This window comes from Kitasatospora saccharophila, from assembly GCF_039529925.1.
Classification (GTDB): Bacteria; Actinomycetota; Actinomycetes; order Streptomycetales; family Streptomycetaceae; genus Kitasatospora; species Kitasatospora saccharophila.
Window position 1 is genome coordinate 205,831 of record NZ_BAAANS010000003.1, and the last position, 19,420, is coordinate 225,250.

Below are 19,420 nucleotides of genomic sequence, written 5' to 3' on the forward strand. Positions count from 1 at the left end.
TTCAGGCGATCGAGGCGGCCACGATCGCGGCGGCGGCCAGGTTGCAGCTGGCCGACACCCACACCGCCGGGTGCGGCTCGGTGGAGACCAGGATCGCGCCGAGCCGCCCGGGGGTGAGCAGGTCCAGCAGCCAGAACGCGAGCGCCATCAGCAGCAGGCCCAGGACGCCGAAGCACAGCGTGGACAGCAGTCCCTTGCCGAAGTCCTCGTAGGTGTAGCGGATCGCGGTGTAGACGATGCCGCCGACGCCGAGCAGCGCCGAGCTGAGCAGCACCGCCGCGTTGCGGTTGCCCTCGGCCCAGATCAGCCGGCCCAGCTTGCCGGGGGTGAGGACGTCGATCAGCAGGTAGCCGAGCAGCAGCAGGAGCAGGCCGACCAAGCCGTAGACGGCGGCCGCGCCGAGGCCGTGGAGTATGTCGTTCATCTGCGGGGACTCTCCGGAGGGTCGGACGGCCGCACGGGCCACAACTCGGTCAAGGATCGGCAAAAGATATCCCATGCACCTGGTGTCCCGTCAGTTCCCCGGGGCACCTCCCCTATCATCCGACGACCCGCGTACGATGATCCGCCATGACACCGCCGCCCTCCTTGACCACCGGACCGGACCGGCCGACGCCCGGTGCCCGCCGCCGCTCGGGCTTCGTCGCCCTGGGCATGGTCGGCACCCTCGCGCTGACCCTCTCCGGCTGCTCCTCGTCCACCAGGACGCCGAGCCGCTGCGTCGACCCGAGCACCCTCAAGGTCCTCGACTCGCACTCCTGCTCGGCGGGCGGCTCGGGGGCGGGCCAGTGGTACTACTGCGGTTACGGCAGCACCACCGCGAGCGGCGGGACCTTCAGCAAGTCCGCGGCCAAGCGCGGCGGCTTCGGCTGCCCCAAGGGCAGCAGCAGCGGTTCGGGCGGGGGCTGATCCGGTTGCGCCGCCACACCATCACCCCGCGCCCCGACTGGCTGGCCACCGTCGAGTCCCAGGGCCTCGTGTACGCGATGTGCTCCGACCCGTGCAACCAGGGCGGCCCGCACGCCTACTGGGACGAGAGCGCCTATTACGAGTTCTCGCTGCCCGAGGTCGAGGCCCTGGAGGAGGTCGTCGAGGAGCTCCACGAACTCTCGCTGGCCGCCGCCGAACACGTGGTGCGCACCGGCCGCTTCGCCGACTTCGGCATCACCGACCCGCGGCTGGCCGCCGTCGTCGCCGAGTCCTGGCGCCGCCGCGAGGAGCAGCCCAGCGTGTACGGCCGCTTCGACCTCGCCTACGACGGCACCGGGCCGGCCAAGCTGTTCGAGTACAACGCCGACACCCCCACCTCGCTGATCGAGGCCGCCGGGCCGCAGTGGTTCTGGATGGAGGAGCGCTTCCCCGAGGCCGACCAGTGGAACTCCCTGCACGAGCGGCTGGTCGAGTCCTGGGCGGGCCAGAAGCACCTCCTGCCGCCCGGCCCCGTCCACTTCGCCCACTCCCGCGGCGACACCGAGGGCGAGGACTGGCTCACCACCCTCTACCTGCAGGAGTGCGCCGAGCAGGCCGGCCTGCGGACCGTCGGCATCGCGATGGAGGACATCGGCTGGGACGAGATGTCCGGCCGCTTCGTCGACCTGGAGCACCGCTTCATCCGCTCCGCCTTCAAGCTCTACCCCTGGGAGTGGCTGGTCGACGACGAGTTCGCCGACCACCTGCTGAACGTCATCGACCTCGGCGGCGGCACCGGCTCCACGCTGTGGATCGAGCCCGCCTGGAAGATGCTGCTCTCCAACAAGGCCCTGCTCGCCGTCCTGTGGGAGCTCAACCCCGGGCACCCCAACCTGCTGCCCGCCTACCTCGACGGCCCGCGCGAACTCGCCGACCCGGACGGCCCCGGCTACGCCGCCAAGCCGCTGCTCGGCCGGGAGGGCGCCGGCATCCGCATCGTCGGGCCCGACGGCAGCCAGACCCGGCTCGCCGACTGGGCCGGCGACCCCGACCGCTACGGTGCCGAGGGCCACTGCTACCAGCAGTACCACCCGCTGCCCGACTTCGACGGCAACCGGCCCGTCCTGGGGACCTGGGTCGTCGACGGCGAGTCAGCCGGCCTGGGCATCCGCGAGACGGACGACAGCCCCATCACCCACCAGGGCGCCCGCTTCCTCCCCCACCTGATCCGCTGAGCCCCGCCCCGCCCGCCCCCTGACTCACCGTCAGGGGGCGGCCCCCGTTCCCCCCGCCGCCCGTTCCCCCGCCGGCTCCCTGCCCGCCCTCAGCCCTCCGCGGCGGCGGGCCGGCCCCCGTACGGGCGCTGCGCGGGGATCCGCACGGACGCCCGGCCCTCCCCGGACAGCGGTTGCGGCCCCCGGCGCTGACCGGGCACCGCGGCTCCCGCCGCCGGGACCGGGTACCTGGGGGTGATCCGCGCCAGCGTGGCCAGCCGGGCCCGGCTGGTCTGCCGCTCGACCGCCCCCCGGCACCGGGCCCGGCGGCCGGCCGACACGTCCGGGGCGGTGAAGTGCTCGGCGGCGTAACGGCGGAAGAGTTCACGGCGGGTCATCGAAACCTCCTGGGCGGCCGGGGGCCGACTGGCGGCCGTCATCGGGAGCACCAAGCAAAGCCCCGCCCCGGCGGCCGAACAATGCGTATCCCCTACCCAACATCCGGCCCGAACCCTGGGTACCCCTACTCCCGCCCGACCACTACCCACCCTTCGCCCACCGCGATGGGTACCGCCACGCATTGATCACCGCACCCGGGCCCCGCTTAGCTGGTACCCGTTCCCTCCCACCCTCGACCCGGAGGTCCGGATGACCCGCCGCGAGCGCTTCCGCCTGTACGCCAGCGAGCACTTCACCGCCCTCACCGACCAGCCCGCGACCGGTTCGCGCCGCGGCACCGTCGAACGCCAGACCCGCCGCGCCACCCTCACCCGACTCGCCCGGCTCTCCCACCACCCCCGCCCCTGACACCGACCGCCACCATGACCCTCACCGCCGCCGCCACCGTCCCGGCCGGTCTCCGGTGGCGCGTCGGCCCCAGCGCCGCCGCCCGTCGTCCGGGGCCCGCCGCTCCGCTCCGGCGTCACTCCATTGGCTCACACCGGTGCCCGTTCCCTCAGCCCTCGCTCTCGGTCAGCGCCTCCGCCACGTCCTTCCGCCCCACCCCCAGCTTCCGCAGCACACTGGCCACGTGGTGCTCGACCGTGCGCGGCGACAGGAACAGGGCCTGGGCGATGTCCTGGTTGCTGACCCCCTGGCCCACCAGTTCCGCGACCTGCCGCTCGCGTGGCGACAGCGCCTCGCCGTATCCGCGCCGCCCGGGCGAGGCCATCCGCCCCAGTCCAAGATCACGCCGGACGTGCTGGCAGCGGGCGGCGTCGGAGGCCGCTCCGAGGGTGTTGTAGGTGGCTTCGGCGGCCAGCCGCTCGGCCGCGGTCTGCGGGTCCCGCTCGGCGAGCGCCCGGGCCAGCCGTTCCTCCGCCTTCGCCGCCTCGTAGGGGCGGCCGATCTCCCGCCAGGCGTCCCTGGCCCGGTGGAAGGACTCGATCGCACCGCCCGGGTCCGTGCCCTCCAGCAGCACGCCCCGCGCCTGGTGGAGCCCCGCGTGCGCGGCGGGCGCGTCCGCCCCGCCGAGCGCCTCCGCCGCCTCCTCGGTGAGGTGCCGGGCCGCGCCCTCGTCACCGACGCCCCGCGCGACCTCCACGGCGATCGGCAGCAGTTCCCCGCCGCGGGCCCACGCCCCGGCCTGGCGCAGGATCGCGACCGCGGGCCCCAGCACGACGGCGGCGGCCTCCGCACCGCGCTCCAGCAGTTCCACCGCGCCCAGCCCGGCGGCGGCCCTGATCGCCGCGGTGACCTGCGACTCCCGTTCCCCGTACCTGGCGGCGGACTCGAACTCGGCCCGCGCCACCGCCAGCCGGCCTCGTGAGGCGGCCAGCCGACCGAACAGCATGGCCCGTTCCACCCGGGCCATCGCCACGTCCGGGTACTCGGTGCCGAGCGCCTCGAACCGCTCCTCCAGCCCTTGCCAGCGCCCCGCCAGGCCGTCCAGGCGCAGCAGGGCGATCCTGCTGTAGCACTCCAGGTAGGAGATGGCGGCCTGCCGGGCCAGGGCGCGGCTCTCGGTGAGCAGTCGCCCGGCCCGCCGGTCGTGACCGGTCTCCATCGCGATGTCACCGACGTTGAACAGGGCCCGGGTGGTCTGCCGGACGAGTTCGGGGCTGGAGGCGTCGCGCGGCAGCCGGTCGAGTTCGGGCCACAGTTCGGGGTCTCCCTCGCGGGCCTGGAAGGTGAGCCGGGTGGCCCGGTAGGCGGCGGCCACCTCCTCGTCGGGTTCGCCCTCCAGGGCGGCTGCGGCCTTGGCCATCCGCTCCCAGGCGGCCGCGCCCTCGCCGTCGCGCTCGTTCATCGCGAGCGCGACCAGGGCCCGGGCGGCGCGGGCCGGCCGTTCGGCGATGAGTTCGTCGGCGGCCTGTTCGATCAGGGCGAAGCCGTCCCGGTCACCGCCCTGGACCGCCACCCGCAGCCCTAGGGTCAGCCGGACCTCGCCGCGGTCGGCGACCGGCAACCGGGGGTCGGCGATGATGTCGGCCAGCACCTCGGTGCTGGCGGCGTCGTAGGCGGCGTTCGCGGCGAGTCCGGAGAGCGCCCGGGCGGCCCGTCCCCGGCGCTCGGGGGTGAGGTCGGCCTCCGCGAGCAGTTCGCGCAGCAGCGATCCGGCCGCCGCGGTGTCGCCCTGCTCCACGGCCTGCTCGGCCGCGGCTTCGGCGGCCTGCGGCCAGGCGTTCCGGTCTCCGAGGGCACGGGTGTGCGCGGCGATCCGGGCGAGCGGCTGCGGTTCCCTGGCGCGCAGTGCTTCGACGGCCCGGCGGTGCAGCGCGGACCGGGTCGGGCCCGGTATCCGGCGGTACGCCACCTGCCGGGCGGTTTCCCGGCGGAACGCGTACCGGGCCGGGGCGGGTTCGTCCAGCACTGCCGCGCGCAGGGCCTCCACCAGCCCGGCGGAGACCTGCTCGGCGGACAGCGCGGCGACCTCGGCGATCAGTTCCTCACTTACCGGTTCGTCCAGCACGGCGACCGCCTCCGTCACCGTGCGCGCCTGCCCGCCGAGGCCGGCCAGCCGTTCGGTCACCGCCTCCCGCAGGCCGCGCGGCGGTTCCGCGCCGGACAGGGCCGCTACCGGGTCGGCACGGTGGCCGTCCTCCTGCAGGAGGGCCAGGTCTTCGACGATCGCGGCCGGGAGCCCGCCGGAGCGGTCGTACAGCAGGGCGGCGAGCGCGGATGCCGTACCGGGGCCGGGGCCCGCCCCGGAGCCCGGGACAGGACCTGCGACGGAACCGGCCGAGCCGCTGCCGAGCGCGGTGCGGACCAGTTCCAGTACCTCGGCCCGCTCCAGGGGCCCGACCCGGAGCGGCCCCCCGGAGACGCCGGGCGGGCAGCGGTAGGCCGCTCCCAGCACGGGCGCCCCGTCCGGCAGTTCCTCCGCCCGGTAGGTCACCACCAGTGACAGGCCGGGATGCGGGTCCCTGGCCAGCAGCAGCAACAGCTCCCTGGTACCCCGATCGGCCCACTGCGCGTCCTCGACCAGCAGCACCACCTCGCCCAGCGCACCGAGCAGCGCCAGCAGGCCCTGGGTCAGCCGGTACCGCTCGTCGCCGCCCGCACCGGCGGTGTCCTCCTCCGGCAGCAGGTCGGCCAGGTCCGGCAACCAGGCCCGGAGCGCGCCGGCGCTCGGCGGCAGCTGGGCCGCCGCCAGTACCGGGCGGCCGCGCCGCAGCGCGTCCAGCAGCGGACCGTAGGGGGTCGGCGCGGCCACCGGGTGGCACCGGCCGGTCAACACCCGCTCCCCCGGTGTCCCGGACTCCACCAGCGCCTTCCCGACCAGCGCGGACTTCCCCGCCCCCGCCTCGCCCTCCACCAGCACCACCGCCGGGGCGGCCCGCACTGCCCCGACCAGCTGTGCCAATTCGCGACGCCGCCCGACGAAACCCGGCGCTCCGCCGTCCCGACCGATCACCGCGCACCCCATCCGCACACCCGACCCGACCGCACAAACCGGCGAGAGCACGTACGTTCCATGCACCCCATCATGCCGTGCCACCCTGGCGCCCCGGCCCCCGGCCGCCGCCCTTTCTCCGAGCGGAACCCGGAGCCCGGCCGCCGTACCGTCGAACCCCTTCACCACTACCTCCTTTCCGCCTCTCCCGACCGGGATCCCTCCTGGCACATCCGACGACTTCCGCGCTGCCACCACCGGCCAGCCCCACACACCGCGCCCTGGCTCGTACCGGCACCGGACAGTCGTTGCCCGCCCCGCCCCAGCCCCCCGCTCCGCGCGTTCCACTCGGTCCCCGCCGCACGGGGCCGCCACTACCCGTCTCCGTTCGCTCCTTCCGCGAGCCGCTCGTTCCGCTGTCGCGCCGGGCTCCTCGCCACCGCGCCGTGTTGCGGGCCGGGTGGCTCCCTGGCGAGCATGAAGAAACTGCGTGTGACCTCACCCCGAGTGACGAGGACAGGTGCTGTCATGACCGACTGGGACGCCCAGGAGCCGGACCCCGCCGAGGACGACGGCGTTCTCGAACCTGCCGATTCCCTGCTCACGGACCGGCTGGACGACGACCCGCTCGACACCGGAGTCATCCCGCCGGACGGCTACCGGGGCGCCACCGCGTACGGCACCACGCCCGAGGAGGCCGAACGCGGCGAGTCCCTGGATCAGCTGTTGGCGGAGGAGGAACCCGACAACAGCCCCGAGGCCGTCGACGACCGCTGGGCCGACGGGCCCTCGCCACGGGCCGGCCGCCTGGTCGAGGATGGGATCGACACCGAGGGCACCGACGTCGGACCGGATGCCGGTGCCGCGACCGCGGAAGAAGCCGCCGTGCACCTGGTGTACCCGGACGAGGACGCCGAGGCCGAACTCGACGACGCCGAGCCGGACGAGCCGCTGCGCGAGGCGGTCCGGTTTACCGTGCTCGACGATCTGGCCGACCGCGTCCCCGATGACGACTACCGCTGAACCCCGTCCCACGCTCCGGTTCCCCGCCTTCAGTCGCGCATCTCCACCTCCAAGTCGGCCACCAGCAGCCGGGGTCCGCTCTCATCGGCCTCGACCACCACGGCCCCGTCCGGTGCCCACGCGGCGCTGCCCCCGCAGCCCGTCCACGGCCCGGCGACGCCGACGTGGTTGGCGAGCACCACGTACATCCCGGTGGCCTTGGCGATCGCCGGGTGGAGGGCGCTGCGCTCCTCCCGTCCGCCTCCCGTCCCGTACAGCGAACTCGCGAGGTGGACCTGGCAGCCCCGGGCGGCGTTCCTCGCGGGCACCTCGGGGAAATGGTTGTCGAAGCACGTCCCCAGTGAGTAGCCGACACCGTCCGACCAGAAGCGGCCACCACCGTTTCCGGGCTCGAACACCTCCTGCTCGTTCTCGTACAAGTGCTCCTTCGCGTACACCGCCGCCACGGTGCCGTCCGGGGCGTACACGGTGCTGACGATCTGCGGTCGGCCGCCGGGCCCCGCTGCGGCGCCGTTGACCACGATCGCGATCCCGGTGGTGCGCAGCGGGTCGAGGCGCACGTCCTCCGCCTCGGTCCACAGCGCCCGGTCCGCACCGATCAGTCCGGGCTCGTACCCGGTGAGCGCCAGTTCCGGGCAGACCATCACCGCACTACCGGCCTCCCGTGCTTCCACTGCCAGAGCTGCGATCAGCCGCACGTTGGCGTTCACGTCTCCCCGGGCGCACTCGAACTGCGCTGCTGCCACCCGTACCCGCACCAATGCGTTCCCCCTTCCCTCCACACCGACCGTCCGGACGCTACCGGTCGCGTCCTCACCCTGCTGCATACCTCCCACCTGCTTCTCCGTGCTCCCCCGACCGCCGCGGTCCGTCGGCCCGACCCTCGTGAGGATCAAGAAGCCGTCAGGACGCCGTACCTCGCCGAGACTTCCGGCGTAGCGTCGATGCCACGACGTCGCGGTGCCGGACGGCCACCGGCCCGTTCCCGCGACCACCGTCCACGTGGAGGCATCCCATGCAGCAGCGCTACGACGCCGTGGATCCGGAGCCCGCCGAACCTGCCCCGGCCGGTGTTCTCCTGGTGCCGGTCAAGGTCGGCCCGCTGGGCTGCACCGCTCGGCTCTTCCGCACCCCGCTCGGTGACCGGACCGCGGTGGCTTTCACCTCCGTCGTCCTCCTGGCTCGTGTGTGCGGGGCCGCCCAGTACTGGGCCGAATTCTCCGAACCGGCCCTGCGCACGCTGGTCGCTCCGCTGGACGTCACCCTCCTCACCATTGACCCCCAACTCGTGGCTGCCGCCCCGAGGAGCCGTCCACAGCTCGATGCCGCGTTCGCCGCCTCCCTCCTCGAACCTTCCGCCGCCACCCGCCCGGTTCGAGCCCCCTCCCCTTCGCAGGCCGTGCCCCTCCCCACAGACTGATCCCCGCTCACCCGATGACGGGCCCTGTCACCGCTGCTCAACGTCCTCCAGTAGCCTTCTGGGAGAACTCGACGGATACGGAGAAGCAGGTGCTGAACGTCTTGTCACACCTCCTCCGATCCGCTACTGACCCTTCCGCGAACCGCGAACCGCGAACCGCGAACCGCGAACCGCGAACCGCGAACCGCGAACCGCGAACCGGGCGGGCTGAGCTGACCGGCTCGGTACCATCGCTCCCGGGGGCGGAGGTGTCCGGTGGACTTCGATAGGCGCATCCTCGTCCCGGTCGGCCCGGACGCCTGGCGCTGGCGCACCTTCGACAGCGAGCGCACCGTGGTGGTCGCGGCCCGGACGGTGACTTCCCTCGTCCGCGTCCTGGAGGTCCTGCCGGACCTGGTGGGCGACGACCACCGTTTGACGGTCGTGTTCGCCCACGATCCCACCTCCGCCTTCGGAGAAGGCGTTCCGGAACTGCTCCGTTCGCTGCGCTGCCGCACCCTGCCGTGGGATCAACTCGCCGAGGCGAAGCCCGATCTGATGGTTTCGGCGAGCGAGAACATCGGCGTCCCGGCCGGCGACTATCCGGTACTCGTCCTTCCGCACGGCGTGGGCTTCCAGAAGTTCGTTCCGGACTCGGCTACCTCGGGAACACGGCTTTCCGGACTGGTCCCCGATCAACTGCTGACGGCACGTCGGGCTTGGCTCGCCGTGTCGCACCCCGATCAGGAGAGCCAACTCGCCGCCGTGCACCCGGCCACCGTCGGCCGGACCGTACTGGTGGGCGACCCGTGTCTGGACCGGTTGCACGCAAGCTCGCGCTGGCGGGATCGCTACCGTTCCTCGCTCGGGGTCGCGCCTGGGCAAAAGTTGCTCTTCGTCTCCTCGACCTGGGGCCAGGGTTCGCTGATCGGCCGCCATCCGGATCTTCCCGCCCGACTGCTGGCGGAACTCCCCTCCGACGGGTACCGGCTCGCCCTGGTGCTGCATCCGAACGTCTGGTCCGGCCACGGGGCCTGGCAGGTGCGGGTGCTGCAGCGCGCGGCGCTGGCCGCGGGCGCTCTGCTGATCGATCCGGCGGAGGGCTGGCAGCAGGCGCTGACCGCTTCCGACGTGGTGGTCGGGGACCACGGTTCGGTGACCCTCTACGGAGCCGCGCTCGGCAAGCCCGTCCTGCTGGCGGCCTTCGGGGAGGAGGCGGTGCCCGGCACCGCCGGCCACCTGCTGCGCCGTTCCGCTCCGCCGCTCGACCGGTCCGCCCCGCTGCGCCCGCAGATCGACGCGGCGGTCTCCGATCACCGTCCCGATCTGCTCGCGGCCGCCACCGACCGCGCGTTCACGGAACGGGGATCGGCATTCCCGAAACTCCGCCGGTTGCTCTACCAACTGCTGGACTTGGATCCCCTTCCGGATTCCGGCTCGGGCGGGCGGCCGCGTGCCTTCCCGCCCGTCCCCCGGGCTGGCACCCCGCTCCCCACCTCCTTCCAGGTGGAGACGGTACTCGTCGCCTCCGGTACTCCGTCCCCGCGCGTATCGGTGCAGCGCTACCCGGCATCGGTGCGCGAACCTGATGAGGAATCCGGTGGAGTCTTCTGGCATCTGGCGAGTGATACCGAGGAACCCGACCCGCACCTCACCGACAGTGCTTCCGTCCTGACCTGTGGGCGCCCGTCCGCCTCGCTCGACGCGGCCCACCGGCAGGTCACCGCGCTCCGGACCCACTACACCGCCCTCCTGATCGCCGTGCCGCTGCCCGACGGTGTCCTCATCGATCTGGCGGGCGGACCGCGGTTCGCGGTCCGCCCCGTCGACGGGCAACCACTGGCTCCTGGAACGGCGGCCGCAGCTTTCTACACCGTGCTGCGTGACACGCTCCGCGCCGAACTGCTCGATCATTCGGGCCTCCTGCTGGATCTGGGCTCGCACTGCCGCGAACTGACGATCCAGAAGGTGCCCGAACTGACCGAGCCCACACCCGATTAAGGCCTAACAGCCATCAAACCAACCAATTGGACATTTCTCGGCTCCCATTCGGTCGACCCTGTTGTCCGCCGTCGGCACGATTTCCTGGCGGACGAGCGGACCGCGGGTTTCACTCCGCGAGCAGCGCCTGTACTTCCGCCGCCCTCGGATTGCCGCTCTCCCGATAGATTTCCACGGCTCGCTCAAGCAGCCCGCGCCGTTCGCCAGCGTTCTCGGTCAGTTCTGCGAGGGATTCGAGTGCCTCGGCCTCGTAGTGGAACGCCTGCTGCTCCCTGAGTTCCCCCACCGCGCGCCCGAGCGTCGCCCTGGCGTCCACCGCCGCACCGCACCGGGCCTGGGCTCGCCCCAGGTCGGCCAGGGCCCGGGCTGCCATCCGCCGGTCCGGTTCCGGTGTACCGTCCTCCCTGACCAGGCCGAGGAACTCCGCGTACACGGCACGAAGTTGCCGTTCCGCCTCGACCTCCATCGAATCGCCGGTCACTCCGAGCGCGGGCCGGCCCTCCCCGTCTGCGGCGACCAGCAGGGCCCTGCCGAGGAAGTAGCGGGCGAGGGCCGCGCCGCGCGCCTCCCCGGCCCGTTCGTTGATCTCCAGCGACTCCCGGTAGACGGCGGCGGCCCGTTCCGGATCCCGCCGGTCCCAGTAGCGTCCGAGGAGTTCGCGGACCGAACCGGGCAGCACCGGGTGCCCGGACGCGTCCGCCAGCTCGATCGCCGTCTCCAGTTCCGCCAGTGCGCGGTCGTCCTGGCGCAGGTCCATCAGCGGGCGGGAGAGCATGCTCCGCAGTCGTGCCTCGGCCGCGGGTTGGTGGTCGCGGTGGGCCGCGTCCGCCCCGAGGGCCAGGGATTCGCGCCAGTCCGCGAGGTGGCGGTGGTGCAGGAAGAGCACGGTCAGGACCTCGGCGAGCTGCCACGCCTGACGGTCGAAACCGAACCGGACCGCCGCGCGCAGCACCGCCATCAGGTTCGGCCGCTCGGCCTCCAGCCATTCGACGGCGTCCCGGCCCGGTGTGGCGGAGACCGCGAAGGGGGAACGCTCCACGAACGCGTCGACCTGGTCGACGGGCTGTCGCAGGACTTCGCCGAGCTTGAGGATGCGCAGTCGACCGGCCCGGACTGCCAGGTCGGCGAGCGTCGTGAGTGCCAGGTAGTGGGTGGTCACGCGCTGGACGATCTGCCGCTCGGTCTCCGGCGGATCGGTCTCCCGGGCGGTCTCCTGGGCGTGCAACCGGACCAGGCTGTGCAGTTGGTAGCGCCCGTCGTCGGTGCGGTGGACGAGGTGCGCGTCGGCGAGGTCGGCCAGCAGCCCGGCGCTGGTCGCGGCGTCGAGCCCGGCCGCGGCGGCAACGACGCCGGAATCGAAACTGACCCCGGGCAGGTCTCCGAGGGTCCGGTACAGCCGAGCGGCGGGCTCGCTCTGGTCGCGGTAGGCCAGGCTCAGAGTGGCGGAGACGCCGGTGGCGTCGGTCCCCTGGAGGGTGAGCCTGCCGAGTCGCTGGCGCTCGTCCGCGAGTTCGTCGGCCAGCTGGGCGAGGGTCAGCCGGTCGCTCTGCAAACGGGCCGCGACGATGCGCAGCGCGATCGGGAGGCCGCCGCAGAGTTCGGCGAGCCGGTCCGCAGCGGCCGGGTCGGCGTCGAGGGCCGCGCGTCCGCAGAGTTCGCCGAGCAGTTCCTTGGCGGCGTCCGGGTCGAAGACGTCGAGTTCGACCAACTCGACGTCGTGCAGGGCCAACTCGCCGAGCCGCCGCTTGGAGGTCGCCAGGACGATGCTGCCTTCACCCTTGGGAGTGAGGCTTCGGACGTGGCTGGGTTCGGTGACCTCGTCGAGCACCACCAGCAGTCGGCGTTTCGCGGATTCGCTGCGGAACGTGCTCTCCAGTTCAGCCGTTCCGCTGCCGATCCGCTCGTCCGGTACCCCCAGGGCGCGCAGGCACATCGTGAGCGCCTCGGAAAGATCGGCACCGGCCGCGGAACGCAGTTCGGCGAAGTCGACGAAGAGTTGGCCGTCCGGGAAGTGCTGCTGGTTGTCGTGCGCCCAGCGGTAGAGCGTGGAGGTCTTGCCGATGCCGGGCATGCCGTTGAGCACGGCACTGGCGCCTTCGGCGAGCAGCCCGTCCAGGCGGGCCAGGTCGGCACGGCGGTTGACGAAGCGCCGTGGCGGCCTGGGCACCTGATCGGGCCTGGTACCGGGCGCCGGGGCTGCCGCATAGTGGAAGGCGATGCCCCCGTGGACGCTGCCGACCTGCATCGACGTGCCGTGCACGGTGCCCGACATGGTGTTGTCGACCCGCATCGCCGAGCTGTCCGCGCCGTCCGCCACGCCGATCGTCCCCACTCTCTCCGCACCGGCTCCCGACTGCCGTGCCCCACGGGCCACCGCACCCCGGCCGCACGGGCCTCGCGGTTGTCAGCAGACTGCCACGGTACTGGAAATCAACCTGCCGAACGTTGAATTCGGCGAGAGGGAGCTTTGGTTCGCCTCCGACGGAAATCGCTTTCGGCACCCAGTAGAGTGAGCGGTCACGGGCACTGCCGTGGCCTGCGAACCCGTGGGCGACAGGCCGCCCACCGACAATTCGACAGCAGGAGGCATCCGAAGCTTCCGGGTGCCGGGGCCCGCCGATATCCGACCGCGAGCGCGCCCGACCGGCCCCGACCGGCCACCAGCGATCGCCTCGCGTGCAGTCCGCCATCCGACCAGGAGTCCACCGTGCCGCCGATCTTCCCCGAAACCGTGCTGCGCACCGATCGGCTGCTGCTCCGCCCGTTCACCGCCGAGGACGTGGAGGACACCAGGGCGGCCTGCTCGGACGAATTGACCCAGCAGTGGCTCCCGCTCCCCCGCCCGTACTCCACCGAGCACGCGGCGTCGTGGTGCACCGACGTGTCGCACCGCCTGCGCACCTCCGGTGACGGCGTGCACTTCGCCATCACCGACCTCGGCTCCGGAAGGCTGCTCGGCACGGTGGGTCTGAAGAAGACCGACTGGCCGGCGCGGGTGAGCGAGGTCGGTTACTGGAGCGCCCCGTGGGCCCGCGGCCGCGGCGTGATGACCGAGGCGACGCGCACGCTCGGTGAGTGGCTGCTGGGTGAGCAGGGCTTCCAGCGCCTGCAGTTGTTCGCCGCCACCGGCAACACCGCTTCCCGGCGGGTCGCCGAGAAGGCCGGGTTCCACAAGGAGGGTGTGCTCCGGAACGCGGGTCACGTCCACGACGGCCGGGTCGACCTGGTCGTCTTCTCCCTCGTCCCCGACGACCTGGCGGGAAGCCGAGAAGCGGAACCGGAGCCGTTGGGCATCCCCGTCACCGACGCAGAACGAGGTGGCGCACGCTGAACCAGAGCGTGATGAACCCGAGGACGTTGCCCGCCGCCATCAACTTGGACAGCTCTTCGGCGTTCACGGGCGCGGGCATGAGGAGGGCGGCGGCCAGCATCAGGGCGAAGTACACGACGTTCAACAGGAAGGCCACTCCCGCGCGGCCTATCTGTTCCAGGTAGCTGAGCAGCGCGAGTGTTCCGCCGAAGAGGACGAGGGTCGGGCCGACCCAGGCGAAGTACCCGGCCGTTACCGCGGCCGCGGCCCGATCCGTGGTCAGGGCCTGGGCGAGCGGCTGCCGCAGCAGGAAGGCCGCCGCGCCGAGCAGCAGGTACGGGGGCAGCGAGAGCCGCAGGACGGTGATCAGACCCGCGTGGTTGATCCTTCTCCGGTTCCCACCGGATCGCAGGGTGACGGCGATCGCCGTACCGGATCCGACGGCCATCGCGACGACCATCAGCAGCCCTACCGCCATCTGTCCGAGGGAGAAGCCGGCGACCTCGATCGGCCCGGCTTCGCGCAGCACCCGTAGGTACCCGAAGGTCACGGTGGACAGCAGCAGGAACGTGCCGGCCACCGGTGCACCGAGGCCCAGGAGTTCGCGCACTGCGGCCCGGTCACCGACCAGCGCGGGTCGGGCCACCTGCTTGCGCCGGAGGACGACCACGACGGCCGTGCCGACCACCAGGGTGGCGGGCAGTCCTCCGATCGGCACCGCCAGCACACCGAGCCCCGTGACCGCGTGGAGCACGACCGTTCCGACGATGGACAGCGCGGTGAACAGCACTCCGAGCCAGGCGGCCGGACCGGTGTGCCCCAGGCCGCGCAGAACGCCCGCGCCGAGGTAGGGAAGCAACCCGACCGCACTGGTCAGGGCGAAGGCGACGATGAAGACCAGCACCGAGTGCCGTGCGCCCGGGGCGACCCCGAGAGCGTCCAGGACCGGGCCCGACGCCGTCAGTACGGCCACGGCTTGCAGCACCAGCAGCCCGGCACCGACCGCGAAGAACGTCGGCAGGGATTTGAGTGCTTCCCTGCTCCTGCCGTTCCGGGCCGCGATGCCTGCGGAGACTTGAGAAGCGACCACCAGTCCCTCGGTCACCGCGAGGACGAGATAACCGATCGGGGTGTACACCGAACGGACATAGAGCGCTTCAGGCCCCAACCGGCCGAGAAAAGCCACTGTCCAGGCTTGCAGCACCAAGCCCGCCACCAGCCCGAGCAGAATGGACCCGGCGAACCGCCCGGCCGAAACGGCCAGCGCGGCGAGCACGGGTTCTCGCGCTTCTTCCCGCTCCTCGACCGTTGTTGCGGTCTCCCCCATCAGGACCCCTCCCCTCGCGCCGGTGACCGTCCAGGACATCGGCGATATCGATGCGGTTGACCGTAGCGGGATATTTTCAACAATTCAACAAATAAATTCCTCCACCCTTCGGGGTAGGCGACCCGGAAATTTCGGCGGCGGCCGAGCCGAAAGCGCAGCCGCCGGACGGCACGGCCGGCACTTGCTCCGTCCTGCGCCCACCCGATCGGTGGTCGACCGCCCGGACCGTGGCGGATTCCCGTGCAGAGCGCCACTCGTTGGAGGCACCCACCGGCGTGTCCCGATACCCCGCCTCGGCCAGGTGCGTTGTGCTGTACGGCATCCTTCGGCCCTTCGCGGCCGTCCACTCCTGCCCGTCCAACGGAGGTCCCCATGTCCACCACTGCCGTCTTCAGCGTCGAGGGAATGAGCTGCGGCCACTGCGAACGGACCGTCACTGCGGGACTGACCGCCCTGAACGGGGTCACCAACGTCACCGCCGACGCGAAGTCCGGCCAGGTGACCGTCGAATCGGCCGAACCCCTGCAGGACGACCAGATCCGCTCGGCCGTCACCGATGCCGGCTTCGCCCTGGTCGGCCGAATCTGAGGCTGTTGGCGGGCCGGCGGCCCCGGAACGCCGTTGCGGCTGCGGCTCTCACACGGTCTCGCCGTCTCATGGCGTTCCTCCCCCACGATTCCTGTCGTCCAGGTCCAGTTACCGTCGCCCGGATCGGAACAATCCCTTTCCGGTAGAGATTTCCCGAATTCACTCCTTCGGGCAATTCCGCGTAACCACCGGCACTCCGGACGAATCGCCCGGGCGGCCAAGCCAGCCGCCCGGGCAGCAGTTCAGCGAGCCGCACCACGCCGCATCAGATACGAACGATATTCACACCATGATATTTTGAGGTTCCTCCTGCTTGAGGCGCGACCGCTCCCCGAAGCATCCTCCCTCGACCCTGGTGACACGACCTCGAAATCACGGCCCGAATAATAATTTGCAAGCGATCAGGCGCGCTCCTACTCTTGGCCATCACTGACAGCGAGCCGAGTCCCGCTGTCAGGAAGCCGGGTGTTCACCGTCCCCGGCGCCGAGGTCCTGTAGTGCCGTGTTCCGAGAGGAGTTCAGTGATGGTTCCGAGAATCCGCAGCCGTTCCACGGCGCTCCCGGTCATCGCTCTTTGCGGCAGGTTCGTCCCCGCGCAGTAATCGCAGCAGATCGCCATGATCGGGTTTCGCGCCTCCTCTTTCCTTTCCCGGAGGCACTGTGATCTTCCGTCCGATCGTCCCGCAGGAAATCAACACCGTACTGGCCCAAGTGCGGCCCGACCCGTCCACCGCGGTCTCAGCTGAGATGGTGCGCGCGCGACTGGCCGACGGCGAGTACCGACTCAACTGGATCTGGGTGGCGGAACCTTGCCCCGGCCGGGCACCGCTGGCCGTCGCCATCTGGTGGGGCAGCCCCACCGACACCCGTCCGAGCCATCTGGACGCCCTGTTCGCCCGGTCCGATCCCATGTGGGCGTCTGCCGCACCGCGCCGGCGAACGCCTTCGGTTCCCGGGCCGACCACCGACCCGCGCAGTGCGGTCGCCGCCGCGCTGCTCGTCGCCGCCCACCGGGTGTTCGCCGCCGAAGGGCTGGCTCCACCCCCCGACTACCACCTCCTCCTACCGTCCGGTTGGCGCGACCGGCCCGAAGTCGCCGCATCGGTTGCATGGCGCCGCAGAGCGGCCGAAGCCGCCGGCCTGCGGCTCAGCGCCGAACGGCTCCGTTTCGAACGGTCGACGGGGCGCCCCGTCCCTTCCCTGTCCGACCGGCTGCTCTTCGCTCCGGAGTCCGACGACGAAGTCTTCGTGGACCTCTTCCGTCGGTCACTGCTGAGGAGCCTGGACACCACCTCCACCCGGGAGGTGCTGCGCACCGGTGCGGCAGCTCACGCCCGGAGTGAAGTCGCCTTCTACCACCGGGAGATGCGCGGTCGACGTTCCTGGTGGCGGACAGCGCGGACGGCGACGGGGCAGGTGGTCGGCTTCGTCATCCCCACCCACAACTCCGTCGTCCCGATGGTGGGGTACCTCGGGATCCTGCCCGAGTTCCGGGGCCGGGGCTACGCCGCGGAACTCCTCGCCGAAGCGACACGGATCCTGGTCGCCGAAACCCATTCCGAGGTGGTCCGGGCGGAAACCAACCTCACCAACCATCCCATGGTCGCCGCCCTGGAACTGGTCGGCTACCGCGACCGCATCCGCCGACTGGTCTTCTCCGCCGCTTGACCGGTCACGCCCCGCCTCCGAAAGGGGAACCTCCCATCAGGTACGACTTCCAGCACAGCACTCCACCGTCCCGCCGACTCGGCTCAGCCGATCGAGAACGCTCCGTTGGGCGGAGGGGGCGAGTCCTCGGCCGTCGCGTCCGTGACCGGTTCTGCCGCCTGCTCCGGCGCTTCCGTCAGTCGGGCGGGGAACGGGTCGGAAGCGAGCAACCGGGCCAACTCTCCAGCGGGCAACGGCTCGTCGGAGCCGATCAGCAGCACGTTCCCGTAGCGCCGACCCCGCAGAACCGCAGGTTCGGCGACCAAGCAGACATGGGTGAACACGGCCGCGACCGTGGCGGTCTGGGCCTTGGCGAACGCGAGCGGCGGACCGTCGGCCAGGTTCGCCGCGTAGCAGCCACCGGGCCGGATCGCGGCGGCGGCCAACCTCACGAACTCGACGCTGGTGAGGTGCGCCGGTGTCCTCGATCCACGGAACACGTCGGCGACCACCACGTCGACGCTGGCGGGCGCCACGGATTCCAGTGCCGCCCGGGCGTCACCGACCGTCACCTCGATGCCGGACGGCCAGGGAAGGTGTTCGGCGATGAACTCGGTCAGCGGTCCGTCCAGTTCGACCACCTGCTGCCGCGAACCGGGACGGGTTTCCGCCAGGTAGCGGGGCAGGGTGAGCGCTCCACCGCCCAGGTGCAGCACGTCCAACGGCTCGCCGGGGTTCTCGGCCACGTCCAGCAGGTGAGCGATCCGCTGCACGTACTCGAACTCGAGGTGCGTCGGGTCCTGGAGGTCGACGTACGACTGCGGGGTCCCGTCGAGGGTGAGCAGCCAGCCGCCGTCGAGATCGATGTCGGGCATCAGTTTGGCGGTGCCCAGCGCCACCTGGCGCTCCACCGGTCGCGGATCCGCCCCGTCAGCGGGCACGCCGCTCATCGAACCGGGTTCCGGAGGATGACGGGACGAAGAACGATCGACGAAGGGACAGCCATGCGGGCAGCTTAGGCCCCACCAGGGCACTCTTCCCAAACGGAGGCGACTACCGACCGGTATGGTCGCTGGGGTGGTACCGCCCGGGGTGGTCCCGGGTGGCGCGGCGGAGCGGGAAACGGACGTGGCTGGCGTGGAATTCCGTGAAGACATCCTGGGGGCCCCGTACGAGGCGGCGGAGCTTCCGCTGCTCCCGGACGAGGAGGGCGAGGTCAGCGCCACTCTGGTCCGCCGACTGGTCGAGGGCTCCCGTCAGGCGGTGCTGTACCTGCACGGCTACAACGACTACTTCTTCCAGACCCACCTGGCGGACCATTTCGCGGCCCGCGGTTTCTCCTTCTACGCACTGGACCTCCGCAAGTACGGCAGGTCGCTCCGCCCGCACCAGTCCCCCAACTTCGTGAGGAACCTCCTCGCCTACGACGAGGAGCTGGACGAGGCGGTCCGGATCATCCGAGAACTCGACGGCCACACCCGGCTCCTGGTGAACGGGCACTCGACGGGCGGGCTGGTCGCCGCGCTGTGGGCGGCCCGCCGGGCCGACCGCGGCCTGGTCGACGGCCTCTTCCTGAACAGTCCGTTCCTTTCGATGCCCGCGGCTCCGGCCGTACGGACCTTCGGCGCCCCCGCGCTCGACGTGGTCGGGCGGGCCTCGCCAACACGGAAGCTGCCGGCGCCGCTCAACCCGCACTACGTCCACAGCCTCCACCGGAGCCACCGCGGCAGTTGGGAGTTCGACCTCGCTCTGAAGCCCGCCGAGGGCTTCCCGCTGTTCGCCGGATGGCTGGCGGCGATCCAGCACGGCCACCGGCAGGTGCGCCGCGGGCTCTCGATCGACTGCCCGGTCCTGCTGATGGCCTCGACCGCCTCCACCGTCACCAGCCGCTGGGACCCGGCACTGATGCACACCGACGCGGTGCTCCGCGCCGACGACATCGCCGCGCTCGCGCCGCGCCTCGGCCGACACGTCACCACCGTCCGGATCCGGGGCGGGGTGCACGATCTGGTCCTGTCCGCCGATCCGGTCCGTGCCGAGGTGTTCGCCGAGTTGGACCGCTGGATGGCCGCGTACTTCCCCGCTCCCTGACCGTCCGGCCCGAAGTGGAGGTAGGAGTGGAGCAGCCGGTGCGGGTCGGGCCCGGGCCGGTGCATCCGGTGATCAG

General features: G+C 71.8%; 17 protein-coding genes. 10 read left to right on the forward strand and 7 right to left on the reverse strand.

Annotation, left to right across the window (positions count from 1 at the left end; all coding sequences use genetic code 11):
- Position 1: 1 nt before the first annotated feature.
- Positions 2-424, reverse strand: coding sequence for a DUF350 domain-containing protein (locus ABD345_RS03975; protein WP_033256358.1), 423 nt, complete (start codon positions 422-424; stop codon positions 2-4).
- Positions 425-570: 146 nt separating this feature from the next.
- On the opposite strand from ABD345_RS03975, the gene ABD345_RS03980 reads away from it, so the two are divergent.
- Together ABD345_RS03980 and ABD345_RS03985 are read left to right on the forward strand one after the other, a co-directional pair.
- Positions 571-909: a hypothetical protein gene (locus tag ABD345_RS03980; RefSeq protein ID WP_344550285.1), complete on the forward strand. Its 339-nt coding sequence runs from the start codon at positions 571-573 to the stop codon at positions 907-909.
- 5 nt (positions 910-914) lie between these two features.
- Positions 915-2,144, forward strand: coding sequence for a glutathionylspermidine synthase family protein (locus tag ABD345_RS03985; RefSeq protein WP_344550286.1), 1,230 nt, complete (start codon positions 915-917; stop codon positions 2,142-2,144).
- An 89-nt stretch (positions 2,145-2,233) separates the two neighbouring features.
- On the opposite strand, the gene ABD345_RS03990 is transcribed toward ABD345_RS03985, so the two are convergent.
- Positions 2,234-2,521 (reverse strand): hypothetical protein, encoded by a 288-nt coding sequence (locus ABD345_RS03990; RefSeq protein WP_344550287.1) that lies wholly within the window; start codon positions 2,519-2,521, stop codon positions 2,234-2,236.
- A gap of 250 nt (positions 2,522-2,771) precedes the next feature.
- Here ABD345_RS03990 and ABD345_RS03995 point away from each other — a divergent pair, with 250 nt between their 5' ends.
- On the forward strand, positions 2,772-2,930 hold the full coding sequence (locus ABD345_RS03995) for a hypothetical protein (protein WP_344550288.1): 159 nt from the start codon (positions 2,772-2,774) through the stop codon (positions 2,928-2,930).
- Between the two features lie 148 nt (positions 2,931-3,078).
- On the opposite strand, the gene ABD345_RS04000 is transcribed toward ABD345_RS03995, so the two are convergent.
- Positions 3,079-5,991, reverse strand: a complete 2,913-nt coding sequence (locus ABD345_RS04000) for a helix-turn-helix transcriptional regulator (protein WP_344550289.1) — start codon at positions 5,989-5,991, stop codon at positions 3,079-3,081.
- A gap of 495 nt (positions 5,992-6,486) precedes the next feature.
- Between ABD345_RS04000 and ABD345_RS04005 the strand changes: the two genes are divergently transcribed.
- On the forward strand, positions 6,487-6,981 hold the full coding sequence (locus tag ABD345_RS04005) for a DUF5709 domain-containing protein (RefSeq protein WP_344550290.1): 495 nt from the start codon (positions 6,487-6,489) through the stop codon (positions 6,979-6,981).
- 29 nt (positions 6,982-7,010) lie between these two features.
- On the opposite strand, the gene ABD345_RS04010 is transcribed toward ABD345_RS04005, so the two are convergent.
- Positions 7,011-7,727 carry a carbon-nitrogen hydrolase family protein gene (locus tag ABD345_RS04010; protein ID WP_344550291.1) on the reverse strand — a complete coding sequence of 239 codons (717 nt, stop codon included), beginning with the start codon at positions 7,725-7,727 and terminating at the stop codon, positions 7,011-7,013.
- Between the two features lie 269 nt (positions 7,728-7,996).
- Between ABD345_RS04010 and ABD345_RS04015 the strand changes: the two genes are divergently transcribed.
- Together ABD345_RS04015 and ABD345_RS04020 are read left to right on the forward strand one after the other, a co-directional pair.
- Positions 7,997-8,401 (forward strand): SAV_915 family protein, encoded by a 405-nt coding sequence (locus ABD345_RS04015; RefSeq protein ID WP_344550292.1) that lies wholly within the window; start codon positions 7,997-7,999, stop codon positions 8,399-8,401.
- Positions 8,402-8,656: 255 nt separating this feature from the next.
- Positions 8,657-10,381 carry a hypothetical protein gene (locus ABD345_RS04020; protein ID WP_344550293.1) on the forward strand — a complete coding sequence of 575 codons (1,725 nt, stop codon included), beginning with the start codon at positions 8,657-8,659 and terminating at the stop codon, positions 10,379-10,381.
- Positions 10,382-10,490: 109 nt separating this feature from the next.
- Here the strand turns inward: ABD345_RS04020 and ABD345_RS04025 are convergent, their stop codons facing one another.
- Entirely contained in the window at positions 10,491-12,713 is a 2,223-nt protein-coding gene (locus tag ABD345_RS04025) for an NB-ARC domain-containing protein (RefSeq protein WP_344550294.1), read from the reverse strand.
- A gap of 375 nt (positions 12,714-13,088) precedes the next feature.
- On the opposite strand from ABD345_RS04025, the gene ABD345_RS04030 reads away from it, so the two are divergent.
- Positions 13,089-13,712 (forward strand): GNAT family N-acetyltransferase, encoded by a 624-nt coding sequence (locus ABD345_RS04030; protein WP_344550295.1) that lies wholly within the window; start codon positions 13,089-13,091, stop codon positions 13,710-13,712.
- Here the strand turns inward: ABD345_RS04030 and ABD345_RS04035 are convergent.
- Positions 13,681-15,018, reverse strand: coding sequence for an MATE family efflux transporter (locus ABD345_RS04035; RefSeq protein ID WP_344550296.1), 1,338 nt, complete (start codon positions 15,016-15,018; stop codon positions 13,681-13,683). The two genes, ABD345_RS04030 and ABD345_RS04035, sit on opposite strands and share 32 nt — an antisense overlap.
- 372 nt (positions 15,019-15,390) lie before the next feature.
- Between ABD345_RS04035 and ABD345_RS04040 the strand changes: the two genes are divergently transcribed.
- Positions 15,391-15,606: a heavy-metal-associated domain-containing protein gene (locus ABD345_RS04040; protein ID WP_344550297.1), complete on the forward strand. Its 216-nt coding sequence runs from the start codon at positions 15,391-15,393 to the stop codon at positions 15,604-15,606.
- Between the two features lie 660 nt (positions 15,607-16,266).
- On the forward strand, positions 16,267-17,274 hold the full coding sequence (locus ABD345_RS04045) for a GNAT family N-acetyltransferase (RefSeq protein ID WP_344550298.1): 1,008 nt from the start codon (positions 16,267-16,269) through the stop codon (positions 17,272-17,274).
- A gap of 83 nt (positions 17,275-17,357) precedes the next feature.
- On the opposite strand, the gene ABD345_RS04050 is transcribed toward ABD345_RS04045, so the two are convergent.
- Positions 17,358-18,203: a spermidine synthase gene (locus ABD345_RS04050; protein WP_344550300.1), complete on the reverse strand. Its 846-nt coding sequence runs from the start codon at positions 18,201-18,203 to the stop codon at positions 17,358-17,360.
- A 187-nt stretch (positions 18,204-18,390) separates the two neighbouring features.
- Between ABD345_RS04050 and ABD345_RS04055 the strand changes: the two genes are divergently transcribed.
- The gene (locus tag ABD345_RS04055; protein ID WP_344550302.1) at positions 18,391-19,344 is read left to right on the forward strand and encodes an alpha/beta hydrolase; all 954 of its coding nucleotides are present in this window, start codon (positions 18,391-18,393) and stop codon (positions 19,342-19,344) included.
- Positions 19,345-19,420: the final 76 nt, after the last annotated feature.

Bases quoted from the DNA above. Each gene is read 5' to 3' on its own strand.
- ABD345_RS03975 (WP_033256358.1), bottom strand. From the start codon at position 424: ATGAACGACATACTCCACGGCCTCGGCGCGGCCGCCGTCTACGGCTTG.
- ABD345_RS03980 (WP_344550285.1), top strand. From the start codon at position 571: ATGACACCGCCGCCCTCCTTGACCACCGGACCGGACCGGCCGACGCCC.
- ABD345_RS03990 (WP_344550287.1), bottom strand. From the start codon at position 2,521: ATGACCCGCCGTGAACTCTTCCGCCGTTACGCCGCCGAGCACTTCACC.
- ABD345_RS03995 (WP_344550288.1), top strand. From the start codon at position 2,772: ATGACCCGCCGCGAGCGCTTCCGCCTGTACGCCAGCGAGCACTTCACC.
- ABD345_RS04000 (WP_344550289.1), bottom strand. From the start codon at position 5,991: ATGGGGTGCGCGGTGATCGGTCGGGACGGCGGAGCGCCGGGTTTCGTC.
- ABD345_RS04005 (WP_344550290.1), top strand. From the start codon at position 6,487: ATGACCGACTGGGACGCCCAGGAGCCGGACCCCGCCGAGGACGACGGC.
- ABD345_RS04015 (WP_344550292.1), top strand. From the start codon at position 7,997: ATGCAGCAGCGCTACGACGCCGTGGATCCGGAGCCCGCCGAACCTGCC.
- ABD345_RS04035 (WP_344550296.1), bottom strand. From the start codon at position 15,018: ATGGGGGAGACCGCAACAACGGTCGAGGAGCGGGAAGAAGCGCGAGAA.
- ABD345_RS04040 (WP_344550297.1), top strand. From the start codon at position 15,391: ATGTCCACCACTGCCGTCTTCAGCGTCGAGGGAATGAGCTGCGGCCAC.
- ABD345_RS04050 (WP_344550300.1), bottom strand. From the start codon at position 18,203: ATGAGCGGCGTGCCCGCTGACGGGGCGGATCCGCGACCGGTGGAGCGC.